16 protein-coding genes and 1 pseudogene are annotated in these 17755 nt (G+C 58.8%); 3 read left to right on the forward strand and 14 right to left on the reverse strand.

Annotation, left to right across the window (positions count from 1 at the left end; genetic code table 11):
* The 7 genes and pseudogenes from C4J83_RS14415 to C4J83_RS31280 form a co-directional block, all read right to left on the reverse strand.
* The gene (locus tag C4J83_RS14415; protein WP_106578080.1) at window positions 1–828 is read right to left on the reverse strand and encodes an SDR family NAD(P)-dependent oxidoreductase; all 828 of its coding nucleotides are present in this window, start codon (window positions 826–828) and stop codon (window positions 1–3) included.
* The gene (locus C4J83_RS14420) at window positions 825–1967 is read right to left on the reverse strand and encodes an acyl-CoA dehydrogenase family protein (RefSeq protein ID WP_124417399.1); all 1143 of its coding nucleotides are present in this window, start codon (window positions 1965–1967) and stop codon (window positions 825–827) included. The genes C4J83_RS14415 and C4J83_RS14420 overlap by 4 nt, the downstream gene beginning before the upstream one ends.
* Before the next feature lie 3 nt (window positions 1968–1970).
* A complete protein-coding gene (locus C4J83_RS14425; RefSeq protein ID WP_124417400.1) occupies window positions 1971–2414 on the reverse strand; it encodes a type II toxin-antitoxin system RatA family toxin in 444 nt (147 codons plus the stop codon).
* 16 nt (window positions 2415–2430) lie between these two features.
* Window positions 2431–3696 carry an aspartate aminotransferase family protein gene (locus C4J83_RS14430; protein WP_124417401.1) on the reverse strand — a complete coding sequence of 422 codons (1266 nt, stop codon included), beginning with the start codon at window positions 3694–3696 and terminating at the stop codon, window positions 2431–2433.
* Complete coding sequence (locus tag C4J83_RS14435) at window positions 3693–4757, reverse strand: SDR family oxidoreductase (RefSeq protein WP_119740640.1); 1065 nt, start codon at window positions 4755–4757, stop codon at window positions 3693–3695. Before C4J83_RS14435 ends, C4J83_RS14430 begins: the two co-directional genes overlap by 4 nt.
* 182 nt (window positions 4758–4939) lie before the next feature.
* Window positions 4940–5668, reverse strand: a complete 729-nt coding sequence (locus C4J83_RS14440; RefSeq protein WP_106578085.1) for a helix-turn-helix domain-containing protein — start codon at window positions 5666–5668, stop codon at window positions 4940–4942.
* 136 nt (window positions 5669–5804) lie between these two features.
* Window positions 5805–5912: pseudogene (locus C4J83_RS31280) on the reverse strand (hypothetical protein); the annotation flags it as partial.
* Between C4J83_RS31280 and C4J83_RS30505 the strand changes: the two are divergent.
* Window positions 5863–6012: a hypothetical protein gene (locus tag C4J83_RS30505; RefSeq protein WP_177416153.1), complete on the forward strand. Its 150-nt coding sequence runs from the start codon at window positions 5863–5865 to the stop codon at window positions 6010–6012. The pseudogene C4J83_RS31280 and the gene C4J83_RS30505 sit on opposite strands and share 50 nt — an antisense overlap.
* Window positions 6013–6062: 50 nt before the next feature.
* Here the strand turns inward: C4J83_RS30505 and C4J83_RS14450 are convergent, their stop codons facing one another.
* The 3 genes from C4J83_RS14450 to C4J83_RS14460 all read right to left on the reverse strand — a co-directional run bounded on the left by C4J83_RS14450 (window position 6063) and on the right by C4J83_RS14460 (window position 8846).
* Window positions 6063–6908: a helix-turn-helix transcriptional regulator gene (locus C4J83_RS14450; RefSeq protein WP_124417402.1), complete on the reverse strand. Its 846-nt coding sequence runs from the start codon at window positions 6906–6908 to the stop codon at window positions 6063–6065.
* Entirely contained in the window at window positions 6901–7539 is a 639-nt protein-coding gene (locus C4J83_RS14455) for a YbhB/YbcL family Raf kinase inhibitor-like protein (RefSeq protein ID WP_124417403.1), read from the reverse strand. The genes C4J83_RS14450 and C4J83_RS14455 overlap by 8 nt, the downstream gene beginning before the upstream one ends.
* Window positions 7540–7640: 101 nt before the next feature.
* Entirely contained in the window at window positions 7641–8846 is a 1206-nt protein-coding gene (locus C4J83_RS14460; protein ID WP_119740632.1) for an MFS transporter, read from the reverse strand.
* 141 nt (window positions 8847–8987) lie between these two features.
* Here C4J83_RS14460 and C4J83_RS14465 point away from each other — a divergent pair, with 141 nt between their 5' ends.
* Complete coding sequence (locus tag C4J83_RS14465; protein ID WP_124417404.1) at window positions 8988–9899, forward strand: LysR family transcriptional regulator; 912 nt, start codon at window positions 8988–8990, stop codon at window positions 9897–9899.
* Between the two features lie 160 nt (window positions 9900–10059).
* Complete coding sequence (locus C4J83_RS14470) at window positions 10060–11778, forward strand: hydrogenase maturation protein (protein ID WP_124417405.1); 1719 nt, start codon at window positions 10060–10062, stop codon at window positions 11776–11778.
* 391 nt (window positions 11779–12169) lie between these two features.
* Here C4J83_RS14470 and C4J83_RS14475 read toward each other — a convergent pair whose 3' ends face one another.
* From C4J83_RS14475 to C4J83_RS14490, 4 genes are all read right to left on the reverse strand, one after another.
* On the reverse strand, window positions 12170–12526 hold the full coding sequence (locus C4J83_RS14475; protein WP_124417406.1) for a type II toxin-antitoxin system RelE/ParE family toxin: 357 nt from the start codon (window positions 12524–12526) through the stop codon (window positions 12170–12172).
* A gap of 2 nt (window positions 12527–12528) precedes the next feature.
* Complete coding sequence (locus tag C4J83_RS14480; protein ID WP_124417407.1) at window positions 12529–12819, reverse strand: type II toxin-antitoxin system ParD family antitoxin; 291 nt, start codon at window positions 12817–12819, stop codon at window positions 12529–12531.
* Between the two features lie 47 nt (window positions 12820–12866).
* The gene (locus C4J83_RS14485; protein ID WP_124417408.1) at window positions 12867–13052 is read right to left on the reverse strand and encodes a hypothetical protein; all 186 of its coding nucleotides are present in this window, start codon (window positions 13050–13052) and stop codon (window positions 12867–12869) included.
* 525 nt (window positions 13053–13577) lie between these two features.
* Window positions 13578–17312: a hypothetical protein gene (locus C4J83_RS14490; RefSeq protein ID WP_124417409.1), complete on the reverse strand. Its 3735-nt coding sequence runs from the start codon at window positions 17310–17312 to the stop codon at window positions 13578–13580.
* Between the last annotated feature and the right edge of the window lie 443 nt (window positions 17313–17755).

The raw sequence follows: 17755 nt of genomic DNA on the forward strand, positions 1-17755 counted from the left end.
TTACTCGATCAGTTCAGGTTTGAGCGCCAGGTGCCCGCCACGTGTGAGCGTGCGCAGGCGCAAGGCGATAAAGGCGTCGACCACACTTGGCGCGATGCGCGCGGTGTACATGGCCAGCGTGCCCATGAAGGTCAGCCCGCGATTGCGCAAGCCGTGTGTGCGGCAGGCGCGCACCAGGCCGTCAGAGGCTGCATCGAGTTTTTCTTCCAGAGACAGCAGCGTCTTGTCACCGCGCTTGAAGGTCACCAGGCGCTTGACCGACAGCCCCACCCGCTGGGCCGGCAAGTGGATCGCCGTATCGATGAACCCCGGGTACACCGTGACCACGTCCAGCTGCCCGCGATACTGCATGCGCAGCACGTCCGAATAGGCGCTCAGCGCGCGTTTGCTGGCGGCGTACGCGGCCACATAAGGCGCATTCACCAGGGCGAAGAGGGAGGATACGTTGACCACTTTGCCGCGTTTGCGCAGCAGCCCCGGCAAGAACCCGGCCACCAATTGCCATGGTGCAAACAGGTTTACATCCACTGCGCGGATGACTTCGTCGGTGACGCCGGTTTCACCGCGTTCCAGGGTCAGCGTGCCGGCATTATTGACCAGGATGTCGATGTCGCCGAAATCGGTTGAGATAGCGCCGATCACCGACGCCAGCGCGCTGCGGTCGCACAGGTCGACCTGATAAAACCCGTCCAGCAGTTCCGGTTCCTGCGGCGCCAGAATGTCCAGGCCAATCACCGTGGCGCCTTGTTGCTTGAGTTTGCGGGCGGCGGCATGGCCCAGGCCACGCGCGCAGCCGCTGATGACGATGATTTTTCCGAGCAGGTTCATGGGTGCGCTCCGGCGATGCTGAAGGTTGAGTGGGACAAATAGGTGTCGAGGTTGCTCGCCATCGAGATCTTCGCCGGCGGGTGAAATTGCAGGCCGCGGCAGGCCATCAACCCGTTCGAACTCTGGTTGCTGGTGATAAATGCCATGCCGCCGAGCATCGCGTGGGCCTGGTCCGACAGCTCGGTCAGCAGCTGCTCGATGCCATAACGCACCAGCAGCAGACGGGCCAGCACGTTCGGCAGGTCCTGGGGATTGCGCTCGATATCCAGCGCCGCGCCTTCCAGCGCGCTGATTGCCAATTGCAGGTTGGCCGCCAGGTCCACGCGGTGATGCGCGGTCCAGCGGCCTGCGTCGGTCACCGTCTCGATCAGGCCGGCGCAGGCACCCACGTAGGACGCGCAGATCAACAGTTCGAACCAGATAAAACCGACGGTTTGCACGTCGCCCAACAGGTGCTTGTAGCCGGCGGAAAACAGCATGCGTTCGGGCACCAGCACGTCATTGAGGCGTACCTCGATGCTTTCGGCAGCGGCCAGCGCGTTGTTCTGCCAGAACGGCGCGCGGCTGATGCCTGGCGCGTTGGCGGGAATCAACGCCACCATCAGCTCTTCGCCCTGTGGGGTCTGGCGGGTATAGCTGGCGGTGAGCAGGTCCATCGACCGGCCGAGGCAGCAGGGTTTTTTGCTGCCACTGAGCAACACACCCTCGGGGGTGTGCACGGCCTGCATGTTCGAGTCGAGGATGCCCGCGCCCGAGTTGCCCTCGGCAAACCCCGAGGACAGCAACAAACGATTCTGTGCAACGGCCGCCAGCAACAGACCTTCGGCGCCGCCCCCGTTTTGGGTGAGTGCCAACAGACTCGCCACCGAAAACTGGTGCATGGTGCTGGCCACCGCCAGCGAGGGCGACCGCGCGCCCAGGGCGATCTGCACATGCACGGCATCGAGGATGCCTGCACTCAGCCCACCGGCGGCGCGGTTGACCAGCAGCCCGACCGGACCGTGTTGTTTGAACAGGGCGATGACGCTGCTCTCGGGGGCTTCGCGTTCGGCGAGGGCGAGGGCGGCCAGGCGCGCGTCAAACTCCGGGGCGTAGCGGTCAAGCAAGGCGCGCGAGCGGTTTAACAATGACAGTGACATGGCTCAGGCCTTCAGGTAGCTCGCCGGGAACAGGCCGGTGATGATCGAGTGGATGTTTTCGCGAATGGCCTTCTGCGCGACCGGGTCGAGCATGTCGGCGAGCATCGGCAGGCCCAGGTCAAAGCGCGAGGTGAAGGTGATAATTGCGTCCTTGCCATCGGGCAGGACTTGCCAGGTGCCCGAGAAGTGATCGACATCGCCGGCCATTTGCTCGAAGTGGATCTGGCGGGTCTGAGCGTTGAACGTGTCGCGCTCCTGCCACTTGAGAATGCCGCTGTGAAAGTTGACCTCCCAGGAGGTGAACGACACGTCGTCGCTGACCTTGTTGATGGTGATATTGCGCACCGAGTCGCACAGCTCGACGTAGTGGCTGAAGTCGCTGATCACGGCGAAGACTTCATCAGCGCAGGCATGGGGGATATGTGCCTGGACATTGACTTCCTGCATGGGGTAACTCCAAAGATCAAAGGGGTGAGACAGAGGTGGTGAGCGCCTGGGCGAATCCCTCGATCAACCAGTTGCAGTCCTGGGCGGTGAGCAGCGGCGACGGTGTAAGCCGCACGACGCGGTGGTCATTGAGCGAGTGGCACACGATGATGTGCTGCTCGATCAGGGCCATGACCATGTTCGCGGCGATCGAGGCGTCGCTGAACTCAAAGCCCAGCAGCAAGCCGGCACTGCGCAACGTGACGTGCTCGGCCAGGCCCATGCGCTGCAACAGCGCGCTGAAACGTGCGTGCAGGTCCTGGCCCATCAGCCGCGCCCGCGCCACCAGGTCCTCTTGCACCATCACCTGCAGCGTGGCCTGCACGGCCGCCATGGCCAGCGGGTTGGCGCCAAAGGTCGAGGTGTGCACCGTGGGGTTGCGGTTGAACGGCGCATAAATGGCCGCGCTGGCGACCATGGCGCTGACCGGCACGCAGCCGCCGGACAGGCTTTTGCCGACCAGCATGATGTCGGGCACCACCTGTTCCCGATCGCACGCCCACCAATGGCCGGTGCGGCCCAGGCCGGACTGGATTTCGTCGATGATCAGCACGGCGCCGTACTGGTCACACAGCTCGCGTACCCGCGTCAGGTAACCCGGTGGCGGCAGGATCACGCCGGCTTCGGCCTGGATCGGCTCGAGAATCACGCAGGCTTTTTCCGGCGAGGCGAGCAGTTGCTGTTCCAGTGCGGCGCTGTCGCCGAACGGCACGAATGCGCTTTCACTGAGCAGGCCACTGAACGGTTCGCGGTAGCTTTCGCGGCCGGTGACGGCCAGTGCGCCGAGGGTCTTGCCGTGGAAACCGCCGAGCGTCGACAGCGTGCGACGGCAGCCGTTAAGCCGGGCGAGTTTCAGGCCGGCTTCGGTGGCTTCGGCGCCCGAGTTGCAAAAGAACACATAGTCCAGGTTACCCGGGCAGCGCGCTGCCAGCGCCTGCGCGGCCAACGCTTGTTGCGGGTTGAGCAACAGCTTGCTGGCCAGCGCGTTTTGCTGCAGTTGGCGGGTTACGGCCTCCACGACAACCGGATGGCCGTGGCCGAGGAAAAACACCCCATAGCCACCGGCATCCAGGTACTGGCGCCCTTGGCTGTCATAGATGTAGACGCCCCGGCTGGCGTGTTCGATCGGCAGGTTCATCAAGGACGCGAGGCGTGCATAGCCCGAGTTCACATGCTGGCGAAAATACTGGTCAATCTGTTCGGCGTCGGCGGCGGGTTCCAGTTCTGTCAGGTGCGAGTTCATGCAACGGATGCCTCTGCAACAGGTGGGACCGGCTGTTTAAGCATCCGCGTCAAGGCACCGAGCTTGGGGGCCAGGTGATTGAGTGACAGCAGCAATTCGCGGCTGACGTCGCGCGCACTGAAGGCCGGCTCGCCGAGCAACTCGGGCAACGAAGTGGGCAGCGGCGTGCGCAGGCAGGCATAGCGGCACAGTTGGTTGGCGCGGCCCAGTGCGGCCTGGACGGCGCCGGTCAGTGCTGGCAGAAACACCGGGCGGATCAGGCGCTCATAGATGTCCGGCGCCATGCAGCGAGGCCGTGTGAAGGGTTGCGCCTGGGCTTGCATGGACTCGCACATCAGGTCCAGCAGGCCGGTGAGGTCCAACGCCTGCGGGCCGCTGGTGAGGAAGTAGTCCGCGCCGATCAAGCGCCGGTGCAAGGCGTTGGCAATCGCCTGCGCCGCCACGTCGCGGGCAATCAGGTCGATGTAGCCGGCAGGCGGGCAGGGCACGATGGGCAGCACGCCGGACATCATCAGCCCCATGGTCATGTGAAAACCCTGGAAGTTGGGCATGTGCCCGGTGTCGGAATTGCCGATGATGATTGACGGGCGAAAAATCGACACGTCGATGCCGGAAGAACGCACCAGCGTCTCGGCCTGGCGCTTGGCGACTTCGTACGGCGTCTCGGCCTGCACGCCTTCGTAGTAGTCGCACGGGTGGGTGAAAGCGGTGCTGATGTGGTAGAGCGGCACCTTGGCTTGCTGCACAAAGCGCACGACGTTCTCGGTACCCAGGTAATTGACCGAAAAGATCTGGTCGATGTCGCCATCCATGCGGGTAATCGCTGCGGCGTGAATGACCCAGTCGACGCGCTGCAGCAGTGCTTCATAATCCTCGGCGGCCAGCCCCAGCCGGGGGCGGCAGATATCACCGCTGAGCACTTGCACCTGCGGGTGGCGGATGCGGCTTTTGCGCGCCAGGCAGATCAGGTTGAAGTCCTCTGCCAGGCAGTCGATCAGTGACTCGCCGAGTACGCCCGAGCCTCCTGTGAGAAGGACGGTTAATTTTTGCTGTTCTGACATGTAGGACGCTTCCTGCGGACTCATCGAAAGAATTAACGGTGCGTTCCGCCGAATCCCAGGCACACGTGCCCCTGGCGAACACTCTTGTATTCACTTTCGGTGGCGCTGACGTGCTTTGGGGGAAGGCAGTCAGCGCTTAACGTTTTCGCGAATAAGATGCGATGGATATTGGCCTTTTGATATCACCGCGTCTTGAACGAAACGCTTGTCTTGCGCAAAACCTTGGCCGCCGTGCGCGGGGTCATGCCGATCATGCGGCGCATCATGCGCGCCAGGTGCGCCTGGTCGGAGAACCCGCCATCGGCGGCCGCGTCCGACAAGCTGGCGCCGCCGGCCAGGGATTTGGAGGCGCGCTCAAGTTTGTTCCAGATGATCCACTGGGACAGGGAAACGCCCATCTGATGCGTCGCCACACACCGCAGGCGCGGGCTGGACAGGCCGACCGCATTGGCGGCGCGGCTGACGGAACCGGGACCGTCGCGGTCCAGGCGCAGGATGTTCAAGGCTTTATAGAGGCGTTGGTCGATGGGCGGCGTAATCGCCAGCAAACGCGCGAGCGCGTCGACAAACTGGGGCAGGGACGTGGTACGGCGAAAGCACTCCAGCAGTTCGTCACTGGCCAGGGCGATGCCGTTGTCTTGCAGCAATGCGTTGAGTGCACGGCCCAGTGGTGTGTCCGGATTGACGTACACAAACGCCACCGGATGACTGTCGGCCACGGCGCGGTGTTCGACGTTGGGGCCGATGATCACCCCGGCCGCGCGGATCAACTGGCCGGGCAGTTCCAGGGTGACCGGTTGGTGCACGCCGATGCACAGCTGGATGGCGACATGGGAATGGGCAGAGTTCTGATCCGCGCGACCGATGTAACCGGCCCATGAATCGCCAAAAGTAACGCTGCCGTCCCACATGTAAGGTCTTCCTGACTCGGAGGGTGAGTTTTCCGTGTGCAGGGTAGGCCTGCACAGGTCTTGATTCAAGCACCGGGCGCGCAGTCAGCGAACGCATGCCGGCCAGTTTGATGCAGGTTTCGTCGTATTCGCAGGCAGGGTCGGAGTGCGCCACGATCCCGCACCCTGCAAACAGGGCGCTGCGCAGGCCGACGATGCCGTTACTGAGCCTGGTGTGCGTCGGCTGGTTGCACGTGGCCGCCACCAGGGACACACAGCCGGACGTGGCGCATGCTTCGCTGTGGCGGTTTATCAAGCGGCCGAAGGTGCTGGCGCTGCTGGTGGCGTTGAACGTGTCGCGCTAGGGAAGGCGCGAAAGCGTTGCGGGTTGAAGCTGTGGGCTGAGTGTTGGTCGCTACCGAATGGCCTGCACCGAAAACCCGAACCGATGCTTGAACCGCATCGAAAACCTCGACAGCGACCGATACCCGCACGCGTCGGCAATCTGCGACACGCCCAGGTGTGTGGTCTGCAACAGCATCATCGCGTGGTGCATGCGGATGTCGGTCAGCAAGGTGCTGAAGTTGACGCCCTCATCCGCCAGCCGGCGGCGCAAGGTGGCCTCACTCACCGCCAATTCACGGCCGGCGAGCGCGGCGGTCCAGGCGTGCTCGGGGGCTTTGGTCAGCAGTTGCGTCAACCGTTCGGCCAGCCCGGCAGCCGCGGGGCGCGGGTAGACAATACCGCGCTCGTACAGGGCGAGCAGCAAGCCCAACGCGCGATGGCTTTGCTGCACGCCGCCGACCTGGGGCGAGTCGATCCCGCGCAGGCAGAATTGCAGCGAGTCGTTCAGGTGTTCATCCAGCGCGGCCAGCGCGCAACTGCCGACGGTCTGGGTGGCGGCGAGCACGTGCCCATAGCGCTGATGGAATTCGGTGATCAGTGCCGGGCTGAAGGTCAGCAATAGCGCGGTATAAGGCGAGCCGTCGGTGGCCGGCGCCTTGCTGACATTGAGCTGGGTGTTCTTGGCCACGGCCATGAGGCTCGCGCTGTCGTCCAGTGCCCAACGACCGTGGGCATTCTCCATCAGCAGCGTGCCGGCAGTAACCAGCAGCAGCGTCGCTTCGAAAAAGCGAAAGTCGCGCGCATGGTGGCTGCGCGTCAGCTGAGGGCGGGCGACGCTGCAAACGCCTTGGGATGGCAGCCGTTCGCCCGATGGCAACAGCCATTGGGCGGGCAATGCAGTGAGCGGTTCAGTCAACGCGCAGCAGCTCTTTGGGGGCCAGGGTATAAGTGCCGGTCAGGCTGGCCTGGGCAAGGACATGGCCTTGCAGCGCAGCCAGCACAGCGGCGCCGTTCAGTGCACCTTGTACCTCCAGACGCGCAACGTCCAGTGCGTACAGGGTAAAAATGTAGTGGTGCAGGCGTTCATCATTCCACGGTGGGCAAGGGCCGTCATAGCCAAAGTAATCGCCGGCCATTTGTGGGTCGGCGGCGAACCACACGCTGTAGTCATTCAAGCCATGGCGCAGGCCGTCCGCGGCTTGCGGGCCGGTTTTACCCTTGGCCGTGACGCCGTCACTGTGGCTGCCGGCGCTGATTTGGCGGGTGTCGGCAGGAATGTCGAGCAGCAGCCAGCGATAAAAGTCCACGCGGGGCAAGTCCGCCGCCACGCGTTTGCCGGCCTGGTTGACGTCGTCGCCGACGCTGGGCACATCCGGGTCGTGGCACACCAGGACGAAGGATTGGGTACCCGCCGGCGCATCCGTCCACGCCAGGTGCGGGTTGCGGTTGCTGGACAGCGCATAGTGGTGGATCGGCTCGGGAATGGCGAAGGCGTATTCGCCGGGGATGGCGGTGTTGTCAGCGAAGGCGTTGCTGCTCAGTTTCATGTTCAAGTCTGCCTGGGAAAGGAGCACTCATTCTAGGCAGACAGCCAGGACCGCTTTTGACCCAGCCGATCAAATAGTCTGCCCAGGCGCTCAATGTGCGCTCACGTCACCGCTTCAGGCTTTGCCTCAGCTGACAGGCGCACGCCTAAACCGTAGAGCACTGCGCCGGCGATGATGAAGAGCGCCAGCATGTAAAACATGTGGTGGGCCGGTTGCGTCGCCAGCATCACGCCACACAGCACCGGGCCTAACGCTGCGCCGATGTTGCTGAGGTTCTGCGCGGCGTAATACATGCCCCGCAGAGGGTCCGGCGCGATGGTGTCGATAAACATGTATTCAGCCGGGAATACGATGATTTCACCCACGGTGAAGATGGCCATGGCGATCACCCACACCGTCAGCGTGGTCGACAGCGCAAAACCGCCCAGCCCGACGATGAACAGGCTAAGCCCAGCGGCGAGCCACAGGTTCAGGTGTTTGTGGGTGATCCGTTTGCCGAGGCTGTATTGCAGGCAGATAACCATCAGGGCGTTGGTCGCGACAACGCTGCTGATAATGCGGTAGGCCGTCTGGGGGTTGCTGGTGACTATCAGGTACTGCGAGAGGTAAGCGGTGAACTGGCCGAACACCACCGCGCTCAGCACCCCGCCCAAGGTAAAGCACACCAGGCGGTAGTCGCGCAGCAGCACTTTGCCGACGGCCAAAAATGGCGTGGTTTGCCGGTTTGCCTCGGCTGTTGCCAGGCCTGTGTCGCCCCACACGAAGTAGACAAAAAAATAGCCGGCTCCCAGTCCCGCCGACAGCAGGAACGGCAGGCTGGTGTCCAGCGCGGCCACGCCGGCACCGAGGAACGGCCCGACGGCGTAGCCAATATTGGTCAGCGTGTACTTGATCGAAAACACTTCACTGCGCTGGTCAAGGGGAAGCAGGCTGCCAAACCCGGCTTTCACCGCGATATCGATGACGGCATAGGCCAGGTTGATTGCCACCAGGCACGCATAAAACAGCCCGAGACCAGACGCGATGAAGGCGCCGAGAAAACCTGCCGTGAAGACGGCGCAGGCCGTAAGGATGAGCCGGTAACTGGAGAGGCTATCGACCAGGAAACCGCCATACAGGCTCAGCAGTGAGCCGATGATCAGCGTGCTGCCGATCACCAGGCCGACCTCGGCAATGCTCAAGCCAAAGTGGCCGGATACATAAATCACCAGGTAGGGCAGCGTGATGGCCCGGGCGAGGGTTAGCACCAATGAAGCGCAGAGAAGCAGATTGAGGGTGGCGGGATATTTTTTCAGCGTGGCGAGCATTCGAGCCTCATCGTCCATTTATAAGGTGCAAGCGTCGCAAGTCGCTCGTCCGGATCGACGCAGCTTACTGTTGATCTGAATTCTGATTTAGGATGCTTTTTATCAAAAGCCACGAACTGAATTCATGAATAAGGGCCGCGTATGTTTTCCTCCGAGCGCTTGAAGGGTATCGATGTGTTCGTCTGCGTCGCGCAGTACGGCAGCTTCACGGCGGCCGCCGAGAAAATGAACCTGACGGCGTCTGCCGTGAGTAAAGGCATCGCCAGGCTGGAAAAGCGACTGGGCGCGCGACTGTTCCAACGCACGACGCGCACGTTGGCGTTGACCGATGCCGGTGCCGCGTTTCTGCGTACCTGTACGGGGGTGCTGGCCGATCTGGAAGACGCCGAGCTGTCGCTGCAAGCCGAAAACACCGAGCCTCGCGGGCGCGTGCGCATCGACTTGCCAGGCCCATACGGGCGCGTGCAGGTGCTCCCGATTCTTCTGCCGTGGCTGCAGGCGCACCCGTTGGTGGTGCCGCATATTTCCTTCTCTGACGGCCATATCGACCCGTTCAAGGAGGGCGTGGACATTGCACTGCGCATTGGTGACGGTCACGCCTGGCCGCACACGGTGGAGCATCGGCGGCTGACACGTGAGTGGCATGTGTTTTGTGCATCGCCGGCATACCTGGCTCGCCATGGCACGCCGTTGTCCGACCGCGACCTGGAGCAGCACCAGTGCATTGCCTATGGCTGGGTGGATGGACGCATCAGCCCTTGGCGCTACACCGGCGAGGAGGGCACGACACTGCACAGGCCACTCACGCCGCAACTGGTGGTAGGCAATGGCGAAGGGCTGGTGATGGCCGCACTGGCGGGCTGCGGTATCGTCGAGTTGCCATCCTGGCTGATCAAGCAACCGTTGCAGGACGGCGCGTTGGTCGAGGTACTGCCGCAACTGGCGACGCCGGGGTTTGAGGTCAACCTGGCCTGGGTCAAAAGCCGGCAAGACCAGCCCAGGGTTCGCGTGGTGCTGGAGGCGCTGATTGCCGGTTTGAGTTCACTCGAATAATCAGTGGCTTTGCGGCTGGCACGAATGCGCGATTGGCTGACACAAGATTGATCCTGATCAGGTGCCCTGCCTGGCAGCGCCTCTAACCTTATGCTTCCATCAAAGGCCAGGGAGGGCTCAATGAGTGCCTCGGGTCGCGTATCTCAAGGAAGAGTCAGCTATGCGGTCATTGAAGATCCTGTTGTTATCGTCGGCGTTCAACGGTTTGACCCAACGCGCCTGGCTGGACTTGCGCCAGGCAGGTCACGCGCCCAGCGTGGTGCTGTTCACCGATGCCGCCACGGTGTGCGAGCAGGTCGAGGCGTCAGGCGCCGATGTGGTGATTTGCCCGTTTCTGAAGGACCGTGTGCCACAGCAGCTGTGGAGCAACCCGGAACGCCCGGTCGTGATCATCCATCCGGGAATCGTCGGCGACCGGGGCGCCAGCGCGCTGGACTGGGCCATCACCCGGCAGGTCGACCGCTGGGGCGTGACCGCCCTGCAGGCGGTGGAGGAAATGGACGCCGGGCCGATCTGGTCGACCCGTGAATTCGACATGCCGGCTGATGTGCGCAAATCCGAGCTGTACAACGGGCGGGTGAGTGACGCAGCCATCGATTGCATCCGCGACGTGGTGGCAAAATTCGCCCGGGGCTTCGTCCCGACGCCGCTTGATGACACGCAGCCCGATGTCATCGGGCGATTGCAGCCAAACATGACCCAGGCCGACCGCAGCTTCAGTTGGTTCGATTGCGCACGCTTCATCAAACGCAGCATTGACGCCGCCGATGGCCAGCCCGGTGTGCTGGCGAGCATCAGGGGCGGGCAGTATTACGTGTACGACGCGCACCTGGACTCACGCCACGGCATTCCGGGAGACATTCTTGCGGTACAGGACGACGCGGTGCTGGTGGCGGCCGGTGATCACAGCCTGTGGATCGGCTCGCTCAAGCGCAAAGCCCAGCCTGGGGAGGAGACCTTCAAGTTGCCGGCCCGCCACGTGCTGGCCGAGAAACTCGCAGGCATTCCCGTGCTGGACAGCACCCTCGCCAGCCACACGTGGAATGAACAGGCCTATCAACCGATTCGCTACCGAGAGTCAGGGCCTGTCGGTGAACTGACGTTTGAGTTCTACAACGGCGCCATGAGCACCGAGCAATGCCAGCGTCTGGTGGCTGCACTGCGTTGGGCCAAGGCGCGGGACACCCACGTGTTGTTGATCAAGGGCGGGCGTGGCAGCTTTTCCAACGGCGTGCACCTCAATGTGATCCAAGCCGCCGCGGTGCCTGGGCTGGAAGCCTGGGCCAACATCCAGGCCATCGACGATGTGTGCAAGGAGCTGCTCACGGCCCGGCAGCTGGTGATCAGCGGCCTGACCGGCAGTGCCGGAGCCGGCGGCGTCATGCTGGCGTTGGCGGCCGACATCGTTTTTGCCCGTGAGGGCGTGGTACTCAACCCGCATTACAAAACCATGGGCTTGTATGGCTCCGAATACTGGACCTACAGCCTGCCACGTGCCGTCGGCAGCGAAGTGGCGCACCGGCTCACGCAAGAATGCCTGCCGATCAGTGCCCACCAGGCCCAGCACTACGGCATGGTTCAGGCCATCGGCCCACGGTGCCCACAGGCGTTTGGCCTATGGCTTATGCAACAAGCCACCCGCGCGCTCGACGATGAGCACTACGTGCTGGCGCGCGCGCGCAAGGCAACGATGGACCTGGATCAGGTTGAACGCTGTCGCGAACACGAACTGGCACACATGCAGCAGGACATGGTGCACAACCGCCAACAGTTCGCCGAGAAGTGCCGCAACTTCGTGTTCAAACGCAAGACGTGCCAAACCCCGCAACGCCTGATGGCGCCATGGGCTGTGGCGCGCAAGGTGGCGTTGGTTGAGTGAGGGGGTTGCAGGTGGTGGTCAGAGGCTGTCGGGATCGCCAAAAAACATTTTGACATGGCTCTAGGACAGTACTTTCAGCTTGAAAAAATCGATTTATGCCCCCAGTCATGCCCCCAGTTGCGCTGAGTGTGCAAGCGATCGCGATTTGCGATTTCTGACGCGGACCTCGGTGGCCATGGCTGGCATTCAGTGCACCCCCCGTATACCGGATGACCAATCCGAATCCGGCAAATCCTTGGTGGTTCGATGAGTCGATATCCTTATTCGAAGTTGCCCGGGCTATCTTTCAGCACCTGTCCTGAAATAAGTTGGCTGGCAGAGTGGGGGGGCTAGAGGGAGCGTCTCACCTTCGTTGTTCCTGGCCAGTCATGTCTGTGTCTTGGATCGCTGATCAGTCATCAGGCAAGTGCAACTGCACGTCCATGGCGTCATGAAGGAGTCGGACGACCTCGATCACCTCGTCATTTGCTACACGATAAAATACGACGTGGCGTGGGCTTTTGACCGTCCCATGAGGATGTTTAGCTTGCTGGCGCGAATAGACGAGGTGATAGCTGCGCAGGCCTGGTGCAAGCTCATTGCGCTCGTGGCTGCCAATGCGATAAGGCGTGGAGGCAATCCCTTGCAGCGCCGCGAGGATCAGCGCTTGATACCGTTGCCTTGCTTGATCACCGAACTGCGTCTGGGAGCGCCTGAGAATGTCGATAATGTCGGTGCGTGCCGCATCGGAAATCCGATACTGCCACATGCTCAGTGTTTCTCTTTCGTCGGGATCTTTGCCTCCAGGCTGAAGCCCTCGAGGTAGTGCTCCAGATCCCCTTCGTTCACCTGAGTAAAGCGCCCGTGTTCAAGATCCATGATGCCAATCGAGGTCGCCTGACGCAGGGCTTCAATTTTGGCAGTGTCTTCGGCGACGCGCTTCTCCAATAGCCGCAAACCTTCCCGCAGCACTTCGCTGGCATTCTGATAGCGGCCAGACTGAACAAGGTCATGGATAACCTGTTCCTGGTGAGGGGTGAGCACAACGTTTCGCGTCGCCATAATGAGCTCCAGCCTTAGGCAAACAAGTTCTATCGAGCATTGGCATTTTATGCCATTTTGCTGACGGACATATAGTTTGAGATTTGAATCTGACCAACTCTGTCGTACGGGGTATGAGCGAACGCGGGATCCACATCGGCTTTCGCGACGATGGATTTCATCTTGACTTTGGCATCGATAAAGCCGTAGTCAGCCAAGACGAGAGGGTGGTCGCAGCGGCTGACGACACTCAAGCATTGCTCCTGAATGGCTTCGGCATATCCAGCAAGCTGTTCCGCGTCCCCTGGATCTGCAGCTTCAACCCCACAAATTAGTGCCGGCAGCGATCATCGCACCCATGAGGGTGACCCATTTCGTCCAGAAATCTACGTCTATGATGCGCTCCAACGCTCGTCACTTCTTTGCAAGCTTTCGCTGAATCGTCGGCTGAATGTACCGCGCCCGTTCGATGCGTCCCAGGCGCTTACCGAGTCGCTCTGCCAGCTCCAAGTCGCCTGCGCCGTCACTACTATGACGATGTGATGTTTCATGCCCATTGCCACTGAACGTTTTTCGCTAAGCATGCCTACTCGCTCGGCAGTGAGAAATTGAGCATTCACGGAGGGGGGGCTTCAAAAAATACGAAGCAGCGTCATGTGATGGGCGGTCAATCCAAAATCTAGCATCAGCAGAAACGCCTGCACGAAAGGGCATGGCATTGGATTGAAAAGGAGCTCGCATTAGTGATGATGCGAGCCCGACTTTTGACATGCCCAGCGTTACTGGGGAGCCATTCTGAGATTCAGAAGCTGATGATAAATAGTGATTCTGCTACCATTTATATATCGTGCCTCCTCGTAGTAGCGAGCTTGAGCTTTAGGTGTACTCATATGCTTCATATTCAGACTGGCGGGCGTGCCGATATCAAACCCTTTATATTGCAAGTTTTGTACGTATGAGACGTACTCGGTGCAGAGGCTTGAGAAGTCATCACTGGATGTATAAACAATAACAAACACTGGACTGACACCTGGTGAATTGTAGCCGAATGTTTTATCCAAGTGTTCCTTGATTACTTTCCTTTCAATGCTCTGGCCGAGACGGAAGGCCTCAATGATCGAAATTAGGTTACCTTTACTATCCTCAATCCACCCATCTGTCTCACCCACTCCAAGGCCGGAAGCCGACCATCCCATACGAGATTGGTCATGAACAGTCCAGCCGATGAATTTCATTTTCTGCCTGAGCAACGACACCATCCAGTCATTGATCATGTCTTCAACGTCTAGAGAAATGACATTTTTAGACTTGGCTGCGGGCTTCTTTCGCAGCAAGTTGGCATTTCTCATGAGCAGTTCGGTGCCTATCTGTTCAATGATTTCGAGCAAATAGTCGTCGATTGAATTAGTCGGCTCTATGAGGATCTGGCTCTGGTCACTAGCACCCAAAGCTCTAATTCGCAACCAGCTGGATCTCAAGTCCATGTGCATTGACTCAATCGCCCTCACCGGCATCGGAGCGATCTGGAGTTGGTGCTGAGGGGCTGGCTTAAGCAAGCTAGACTGAAGGCTGATCAATTCGCTGCGTGCAGACTCAGAACTATCGCCAAGTTTAGCAAGAAGGCCCCGAATATAGTCCATTGCTTCTTCTAGGCGACCAGATTTGTTCAGGTACTCTGACCGCACATCCGCAAACTGGTAGCTGCCTCGCTGACGATTAGTCGCCATCCCCCAAAACTGGCTAAATTCTGAATGACGTGATGTCATCAGGCACGCCTGAAGGACGCTGTGCAGGTTTTCATCTGCAAATTCAACGCGTCCCTCAAGCATGTGTGCCTCAAACACCCCCATCCAGGCGTCTGAGTGCTCATTAAGTAGCGTGGCTGCTTCGGCTGGAGTTGGGGCGGAGACAGCACTCCTAACCAAGCCGGTGGCGTTTTGGAGCGTAGGCGATGCTCTCACCAGCTGAGCAAATTGATCGATCGCTTTGCTTCTGTCAATGGAGATATTGATCGTAGCTATAAGGTACCTTTTGTACTCGTTAACCGATTTATTTACTTCCTGCTCATCGGCATTGATTAGATGGATTCGAAGAAGCTCAAGTTTCTCCACCAGTGCACGACTCTTATCGTCGAAAATTTCTTTCAATTCGACTTTGGCGAGTAGTTCGATAGCGTTATTTTTGTGGGATTTGTGAGCGCCGTCTCTAATGCTATTTAGAAAAAATTTGGCAACAGGTATATGGCCGTTATTCGCGGCTCTAAGGGATAAGTCGAAAATTTCCGGAACCCAATATTGTTTCTCGGCTTTCAAGTCCCTGCTATTTATCAGTGCCGAGACCCTGTCCTTGCGCTCTTGAAGAATGATCCTATCAAGAAGAATTAGCAACGCACTTAACGGTGCTACCTGACTGACAAGCTTATCCAGAAGGCCGCCATAAGCCTCGTTAGAGAAGTCGTTTGCCATGTCGCAGATGGCTGGCCAGAGATGCAGTGGCCTGTAGCTCGAATTATCATTCGTATAGTCTAACGCCCCGGAATATTTATCGGGGGCGAATCCAAAACGCTCTATGATCGAACAGAGCTCTTCTGTGATTTCGCCTCTGATAGCTTCGTCCACAGAGTCACTGTAAATCTTTAAAAGCACTCTGAGGTGCAGCCTGACACCAGAGTTCAGATTGCTCGATTCTTTAACAGGTAGTTCCTCGTTACGGTCTTCCCACGCGCTCAAAGCATTCAACCATCGCCTACGTTGTGGCTTTGACATGTTCGACAGTAGTTGATTCCAGTTCAGCTCATCAAACGCGAGTGGATCATCGCCGCTGCTATCCTCACCTGATCGTCGTCTCCGGAGCACTTGCAGGTAACTGTCGATGAGAATTTTGGTCAGTTGACCAGGCAGGTGACTACCGAGACCTTTCCGTTCTTCTGCTATTTCGATAGTCCAGAACAATACTAGCCAACTACCCAGCGGGGCGGATTTGGAGGAAGCTTTATCTCGGAGCCAACCACGCACGAGCTCTCCAATGAGTGCCAGATGGTCTTCAAAGAGATTCTGTTTATAACCATCACTTGTCAGGTATCTTAAAGCTGTAACTGCGGCCTTTATGTTGGGTAGCCGCGTGTCCGTTATGGATTGGGTACGCGAACTTCGAGTGACCTCGTAGTCGACAAACCATTCGACCATTTCGCAAATGGATTCAAGCGCGCTCGGCACATGGGTGTATTCGAAGCCGCTTTCGAATCCATTGCAATACACCTCAAGCCCTTGCGTCCACACGAGATCCTGCCAGATTTGTTCGTAATCAACTTTGGTTGAAACTCTGCGCGCAGTTTTTGCGATATTTCGATACAAGCTGATCAGGCCGATGTGGCTTGTCGGCCTGAAGGACAGCAAAAAGCACAGATAGCTCGGGTCAGACACATGTGAGAAAAAAATATTTACAAGTTTTGGGGCCGTGTGCGAATACTCGATCAGTGCCCGGGTAAGCGGGAAACTGTTTTGTATCGAGTGAACATTATACTCATGCCTTATGATTAGTCCTACAAGATGATCTGTAATGCGGTCGCGATCATCATACCCGCCCCGCGCATTCTCTCTGAACCATACGACACGCTCAAGCAGCGTTGCCTTCGGCTTTCGAAGCATGTCGCTGATGACACCTTGTAAAGGCTGCAGTGAGAGCGCATCAGCATAGACAGCCTCATTGGAGCCGCTCTTGTGAAATCGCTGAGTCAGTGATTCGGTGTGATTGTGGCTAAGTGCCATATCGGCTGCGTAGCCAGACCAGTCTTCAAGAAGCGTCTGGTCAGATTTGATGTATAAGAAAGCGCAGCCAAGAAATTCATCAAGGTCAATGGCGTGATCAAAGTCTATCTCAAAAACATAAGGCCTCTCCGCCGCAACAGACATCCTTACGACGTATTCGGAAAAGGCTGCATCGAGATCCTGGCAACTGACCCGCAGCATCTTCCAAAGGCACGTTCCCACGCCAAAAATGTCATGATTTTCAATGGTTAATCGCAGGTGATCACCTTCCGGTGTAAGTCGATCACCAAGCAATCTTAGATCAGAATCACCTATAACATTTCTAGGCAGGCGCAGGTGTGGTGACGAGAGTTCCCCACCGCGATAGCGAATTTCATGTAGGAAGTGATGAGCATTCAACTCGCTGCGCAGCTGCGCTGGCATATCTTCAGAGACCTGCGCAGTTCTTTGTACGCAAAGATTGTCGTTTGGAAAGCTGATCAAGCGGGCGCTTTCGAGAACTTCAATTTTTACTGACTGCGAAAGATAATATTCCTGTCCGTCACTGGTAGGCCAAGGTGCTCTGTCTTCAATAAGCGACTTAACGACGTCCCTGGTGAGGTGGGAGGGATAGAGCTCCGACCTGCAAATCAGTGATGCCATCAGTTCATGAATCTTATCAGGCGGAGGTGATGATTTCTCAGGGTAATTGTCCTGATAAAGGGAAAGTTTTTTCTCCAGATCTTTGATTAGCTCGTAGGCACTCATATCATTTCCATAATCAACGGGGCGCACCTTCAAGCCGGCGGCTGTGCCAAGCTTACTAAGAGGCCGCTCGTAAGAGAACTGACCGCAACCAAATCCGCTGTTTCATCGCGGTGGACTTGCGGCGAAAGCCTTCCCGCCCATTTGCGCGCGTAACGTACAGTTCGACCAAGGCTCACGCTGACTCAGGTTCACGCTGTGCAGTTACCTCTGCAAGCACGAAGCGTGCACGGACACTGCTCAACGTGCTGGTGAGAGGAGGGCTATCTCTGAGACGCCGCCGTTCGGCTGGCGGGCCGGAGCCCTCTGCTAGCTTTTTGTCACATCCAATAGCTCGGCAGCGGCCCATATGCAAATGCAGGTAGATATCCGTACATGGCTTCTTAAACAAAGCGATTGGCTTCAGGAGACCATAGAGAGACTGCTGCAGAAAATCACAGCTTGAT

Origin of the sequence: Pseudomonas sp. LBUM920 (genome assembly GCF_003852315.1) — a bacterium.
Lineage (GTDB): Bacteria > Pseudomonadota > Gammaproteobacteria > Pseudomonadales > Pseudomonadaceae > Aquipseudomonas.